The following is a 5,832-nucleotide window of genomic DNA, read 5'->3' as shown; positions in this document are numbered from 1 at the left end:
CGCTGACGGCAGGCGCACACGCTGCGGCAGGTGCTCCTCTTCGGTTCAAGCCCGACATCGTCACGACGCACGTCGGCAAGATCGCCGATGCGGTTGGTCAGCCGGGGACGAACAGTACTGTGACGTAGATAGCGAACGGAACCCCATGTTCGCCATTTTCGACCTTGGCGAGGGTGGTCCGGCTAATCGAGGCGCGCTACGCCATGTTCCCGTTGGGATTCGTCGTCGGCGACGCGCATTGCGCCGCCCAGCTTGCGCAAGGCGCGCGCGCCACGGGGAGCGGAAGTCTGGGACCAGAGCTGGCAGTCATAACGTATACTGTTGCGATCGCTAGCTTATATATTGTTCATTTCTATGAACCCTAAGTTGAGGCGAATCGTGTGCCAAGATCAAAACCATGACGAAATTCCGATCCCGCGTCACCACCGATGGCCTTGATCGCGCCCCGCACCGCGCCTTCATGCGCGCGATGGGGCTTGACGACGAGGCGCTGGCGAAGCCGATGATCGGGGTCGTCAGCCAGAAGGGCGAACAGACGCCCTGCAACATGACCCATGACTTCCAGGTCGAGGCCGCCAAGGCCGGAATCGCCGAGGCCGGCGGCACGCCGCGGGAATTTACCACCATTTCGGTTTCCGACGGCATCAGCATGAATCACGAGGGCATGAAGTTCTCGCTGCTGTCGCGCGAATTGATTGCCGATTCGATCGAGGCCGTCGTTCACGGCCTCGCCTATGACGCGCTGATCGGGTTCGGCGGTTGCGACAAGACGCTGCCGGGCGTGATGATGGCCATGATCCGCTGCAACGTGCCATCGATCTTCATCTATGGCGGCAGCGCGCTGCCAGGACGCTTTGCCGGCAAAACCCTCACGGTGCTGGATTCCTACGAGGCGGTCGGCAGATTCATGACCGGCGAAATCGATGCGGCGACGCTTGAAGGCATCGAGCGGTCCTGTCTGCCGACGATCGGCGCCTGTGCCGGACAGTTCACCGCCAACACCATGGCCATGGTCTCCGAGGCGATGGGGCTGACCATGCCCAATGTGTCGATGATCCCCGGCGTCTATGCCGAGCGCGCGCAGGTCGCGCGCCGCGCCGGGCGGCTGGTGATGCAGATGCTGCGGCAGGGTGGGCCGTTGCCGCGTGACATCGTGACACGAAAGGCGCTGGAAAACGGCGCGGCCATTGTCGCCGCGACCGGCGGCTCGACCAACGCCGCGCTGCATCTGCCTGCGCTCGGCAACGAGGCCGGAATTTCCTTCAGCCTGGACGATGTCGGCGAGGTGTTTGCGCGCACGCCTCTGATCGGCAATCTGCGGCCGGGCGGGCAATATACCGCCAAGGACGTCTACGACATCGGCGGCACCGCCGTGGTGGTCCGCGCGCTGGTCGAAAGCGGCCACATCGATGGAAGTTGCCTGACGATTACCGGGCGGACGATCGCGGAAGAATATGGCCAGGCCAGCGTGCCCGACGGTGAGGTCATTTTCGCAACTTCTGCGCCGATCATGCCTGACGGCGGCGTCGCGGTCCTCAAGGGCAATCTTTGCCCAGACGGGGCCGTCATCAAGGTGGCCGGTCTGAAAAATCTGCTCTTCGAGGGGACGGCGCGCGTGTTCGAAGACGAGGAACACTGTGTCGATGCCGTGCGCCATCGCAACTATGCCGCCGGCGATGTCCTGGTGATCCGCAATGAAGGCCCGGTCGGCGGTCCCGGCATGCGCGAGATGCTCGGCGTCACCGCACTGATCTACGGGCAGGGCATGGGTGAGAAGGTGGCGCTGATCACCGATGGACGGTTTTCCGGCGCCACCCGCGGCATGTGCATCGGCTATGTCTCGCCGGAATCTTTTGTCGGCGGCCCGCTGGCGCTGGTCGCAAACGGCGACCGCATCCGGATCGACGCCGGCGCGCGCCGCATGGACTTGCTGATCGACGACGATGAATTCGCGGCGCGACGGCGGGCCTGGAAGCCGCGACCGCCGCGGCATCGCGCCGGCGCGCTCGCCAAATATGCGCGCCTGGTCGGGCAGGCGCCCGGCGGCGCCGTCACCCATCAGGGTCCTGCGGAGTGGCCGTGGTTCGATTGATCAGGTAACGCCGAGAACCCTGTTGAAGCGGGGTTCGCGCCAGACTTCGTCCCTGATGCAGGCTGCGAGAATGTCGGCGGCGTCCCAGACGTCCTGGAAGCGAACATAGAGCGGCGCAAAACCAAAACGCATGATGTCGGGCGCCCTGAAGTCGCCGATCACGCCGCGTTCGATCATCGCTTGCACGACCGGATAACCCCGGTCGAATTCGATCGCGACCTGGCTGCCGCGCAATGAGGATTGCGCGGGCGTTACGATCTCAAGGCCGGGCAGCAGCGCCGCAACCCGCGCCATGAACAATTCGGTGAGCGCGAGGCTCTTTTGTCGCAAGGCGGCGACATCGACGCCGTCCATGACGTCGAGAGCGACATCCACGCCGCGGAGCGAAATGATCGGCTGGGTGCCGCAGAGAAATCGCTTGATGCCTTGGTCCGGCCGGAAGTCGCGATCAAAGGCAAAGGGGGCGGCGTGACCCCACCAGCCCGATAACGGCTGTTGTGCGGCGGCCTGATGGGCTTTTGCCACGGCAATGAAGGCCGGAGCGCCGGGACCGCCGTTGAGATATTTGTAGGTGCAGCCGACGGCGAAATCGACTTCATGCAGGTCGAATCCGATCTCGACGACGCCGATCGAATGACAGAGGTCCCAAATGACCAGCGCGCCGGCGTCGTGCAGCTGCCGGGTGATGGTCGCGATGTCGAGCAGCGCGCCGGTACGATAATTCACGTGTGACAGCACGGCGACCGCGACCTCACGGTCGAGCAGCGACTCGATCGACCGGCCATCGGCGCCGATCAACCGGCGCCGCATCGGACGGCCTGCGGATTTCATGGCGCCTTCGATGATGTAGAGATCGGTCGGGAACGACTCATCCTCGGCGATGATGACCCCGCGATCCGGCTTCAGCCCGATGGCAGCATGGATGGCCTTGTAGAGATTGATCGATGTGGTGTCGCAAACCAGGGTTTGGCCAGCTGACGCCCCGATCAATGCGCCGACGCGGTCGCCGAGCCGGACCGGCATGTCGAACCATCCCGCGCTGTTCCAGCTCCCGATCAGTGCCTCGCCCCACTCCCGTTCGATGGTCCGGCTCAGGACAGCGGCGGCTGCGCGCGGCATCGGCCCAAGCGAATTGCCGTCGAGATAGATCAGGCCATCGGGAATGACAAAACGGTCGCGCAAGCCTTGAAGCGGATCGGCGGCATCGCGTGCGACGCACGCCTTGCGCGACACCATGGTTGTGGCCGGCATCATGGCCTGCGATCAACGCACGAAGCAGGGCGCGCAGCTTCGGCATCCTCCCCGGTCCTCATCCTGTTCCCCATCGGCGTGGCCGACCGACTGTGCATGAAACCCGGTTTCGAATGAAGGCCTCGCTCAAAATCGGGCTGATAGGGTGCTCCTGGTTCGTCATTGCGAGCCAATTGGGCGCGCGAACGCGCGCTCGATTGAGCGAAGCAATCCATCGCCGCCACAGAAAGAAAAGCTGGATTGGTTCGTCGCAAGAGCTCCTCGCAATGACGGTGGGAGGGTCCTCATCCCAGGATTCGTATTAGGAGCATCGCCCCAAGCGATGCGTGTCGAAGGATGGCCACAAAATACGGCCGTGCAAGGGGCCATCCTTCGAGACGCAAGCCCTCGCCCTCCGGGGCCAAGGCTTGCTCATCAGGATGAGGACCGAGAGCCTGGGAAACGATTGGTTTCATGGAATCGATCTATTGGCTTGCCGCTCCGGGGTCCTTGATAAATGCCGATTGACAGCAAATGTCCATCCTTTTAAGTTTAAAATATCGTCCGGTGTTGTGACGACAGGCATGCATGGCCGGGCTTCTCTCGGGTAGGAAGATCGGTGCGGGTGAGAAGCCTGGTCCGGATCAACTATCGTGCCGGGGATTTGGTCGCAGCAAATCCGCGGCGTCTTCCTGTTCTTCGATGAACCCGGCGCGGACTCGATGACGCAAGGCAGGGAAATATCATATTCCGGCTATCTCCAGCTCGACAGGATTCTGCAGGCGCAACAGCCGCTTTCCGCCGCCCATGACGAGATGTTGTTCATCATCCAGCACCAGACCTCGGAGCTTTGGATGAAACTCGCGATCCACGAACTGAGTGCCACCTGCCGGTTGATCGCCGCGGACGATCTGCAGCCAGCCTTCAAAACCTTGTCGCGGGTATCCCGCATCCTCGAGCAGCTCAACTCCGCCTGGGATGTGCTTCGCACCATGACGCCCAGCGAGTATACCGAGTTTCGCGGATCGCTCGGGCAGTCTTCGGGCCTTCAGTCCTGGCAATACCGGATGATCGAGTTTCTGGTCGGCAACAAGAATGCGGCGATGATAAGTTTTCACCGAAACGACAAGGTCGTGGTCGAACGGCTCGAAGCCGCCCGTTGCGCGCCGAGCATCTACGATCACACCATCGCCCTGTTGCACCGTCGCGGCTTCGCCATCGACAAGGCCCTGGTGGATCGCGACGTCTCGGTATCGCACGTCCATAGCGAAAGCGTGTTGAGCGCGTGGTTAGCGGTCTATCGCGACCCGGCGCGTTTCTGGGAACTGTATGAACTCGCCGAAAAGCTGGTCGACTTCGAAGACTATTTCCGCCGCTGGCGGTTCAACCACGTCACGACTGTCGAGCGGGTGATCGGATTCAAGCGCGGCACCGGCGGTACGTCGGGTGTATCCTACTTGCGAAAAATGCTGGATGTCGTGTTGTTCCCCGAGCTCTGGCAAGCCAGGACCCAGCTGTGACGGGGCTGATCGACATCTCGCCGTCACTCCGCGTCGGCATGGCGGTATTTCCCGGCGACGCCGCTTTCGAGGCCAGCCAGACCTTCACGATCGGGCCCGGCTGTCCCGTCAACGTGGCCAGGATCGCGATGTCGACGCATTGCGGCGCCCACGTCGATGCGCCGCTGCACTACGATCCCGCAGGCGCCAGCATCGATCGGCTCGATCTCAACGATTTCATCGGCCCCGCCAGGGTCATTGACGCGCGCGGCACAGGCCCGCTTTGTGGTTTTGCCGAGATCGAATCCGCTCTGGATGGCGCGCCGCCGCGCCTGCTCTTCAGGTTGATGGATGGGGGCGGTCCCATGATCTGGCCGACCGGCTTCCGCGCGCTGGCGCCGGAAACCGTGGAGCGGCTGGCGCTGGGCGGGACGCGGCTGATCGGCGTCGATGTTCCCTCGGTCGATCCGGAGACGTCGAAGAGCCTGCCATCGCACATGGCCTGCCAACGGCACGATCTTCGCATTGTCGAGAATCTGGTGCTGGCCGGCGTGATGCCGGGCGATTACGAACTGATTGCGCTGCCGCTGCGGCTGCAGGGGCTCGACGCGGCGCCGGTGCGCGCGGTGCTCAGGCGATTGGATGCCAAATGAGAATGAAGGTATTGCCATCGCGGCCGGACGCTGAGCTAAAGCCGGCACTGGCGCGCGGGCCGGCGGCTGCCATGATCGAGATCGACTGCGTCTCGCAGGTGTTTCGTACGTCGGGCCGTCAGGATCATCTCGCGTTGTCGGATATATCCCTCGCAATTGAGGATGGCGCCTTCGTCTCCATCCTCGGTCCCTCCGGCTGCGGAAAATCGACGCTGCTCTATATCGTCGGCGGCTTTGTCAGCCCGACGCAAGGGGTGGCGAAGGTGAAGGGCAAGGCGATCACGGGGCCCGGCCCCGATCGTGGGCCGGTCTTTCAGGAGTTCGCGCTGTTTCCCTGGAAGAGCGTGCTCGGCAATGT

Annotated in this window: 5 protein-coding genes; 4 read left to right on the top strand and 1 reads right to left on the bottom strand. The window is 63.2% G+C overall.

Annotated elements, in window-relative coordinates; translation table 11 throughout:
- Window positions 1-397 precede the first annotated feature (397 nt).
- Window positions 398-2,092, top strand: a complete 1,695-nt coding sequence (gene ilvD / locus ABSG20_RS28590; RefSeq protein ID WP_423867817.1) for a dihydroxy-acid dehydratase — start codon at window positions 398-400, stop codon at window positions 2,090-2,092.
- Here ilvD and kynU read toward each other — a convergent pair whose 3' ends face one another.
- A complete protein-coding gene (gene kynU / locus ABSG20_RS28585; protein WP_423867816.1) occupies window positions 2,093-3,346 on the bottom strand; it encodes a kynureninase in 1,254 nt (417 codons plus the stop codon).
- 698 nt (window positions 3,347-4,044) lie between these two features.
- Between kynU and kynA the strand changes: the two genes are divergently transcribed.
- The 3 genes from kynA to ABSG20_RS28570 all read left to right on the top strand — a co-directional run.
- Complete coding sequence (gene kynA, locus ABSG20_RS28580) at window positions 4,045-4,842, top strand: tryptophan 2,3-dioxygenase (RefSeq protein ID WP_423867819.1); 798 nt, start codon at window positions 4,045-4,047, stop codon at window positions 4,840-4,842.
- Window positions 4,839-5,474, top strand: coding sequence for an arylformamidase (kynB, locus tag ABSG20_RS28575; RefSeq protein ID WP_423867815.1), 636 nt, complete (start codon window positions 4,839-4,841; stop codon window positions 5,472-5,474). Before kynA ends, kynB begins: the two co-directional genes overlap by 4 nt.
- A gap of 2 nt (window positions 5,475-5,476) precedes the next feature.
- On the top strand, window positions 5,477-5,832 hold a 356-nt coding region (locus ABSG20_RS28570; protein ID WP_423867818.1), incomplete at its 3' end, for an ATP-binding cassette domain-containing protein.

The sequence above is a fragment of the Bradyrhizobium sp. genome (genome assembly GCF_049512235.1).
Lineage (GTDB): Bacteria > Pseudomonadota > Alphaproteobacteria > Rhizobiales > Xanthobacteraceae > Bradyrhizobium.
This window is presented reverse-complemented; position numbering and strand designations above follow the sequence as displayed.

What these genes read in the sequence shown, in the direction of transcription:
- ilvD (WP_423867817.1), top strand. Translation starts at nt 398, where the DNA reads ATGACGAAATTCCGATCCCGCGTCACCACCGATGGCCTTGATCGCGCC.
- kynA (WP_423867819.1), top strand. Translation starts at nt 4,045, where the DNA reads ATGACGCAAGGCAGGGAAATATCATATTCCGGCTATCTCCAGCTCGAC.
- kynU (WP_423867816.1), bottom strand. Translation starts at nt 3,346, where the DNA reads ATGATGCCGGCCACAACCATGGTGTCGCGCAAGGCGTGCGTCGCACGC.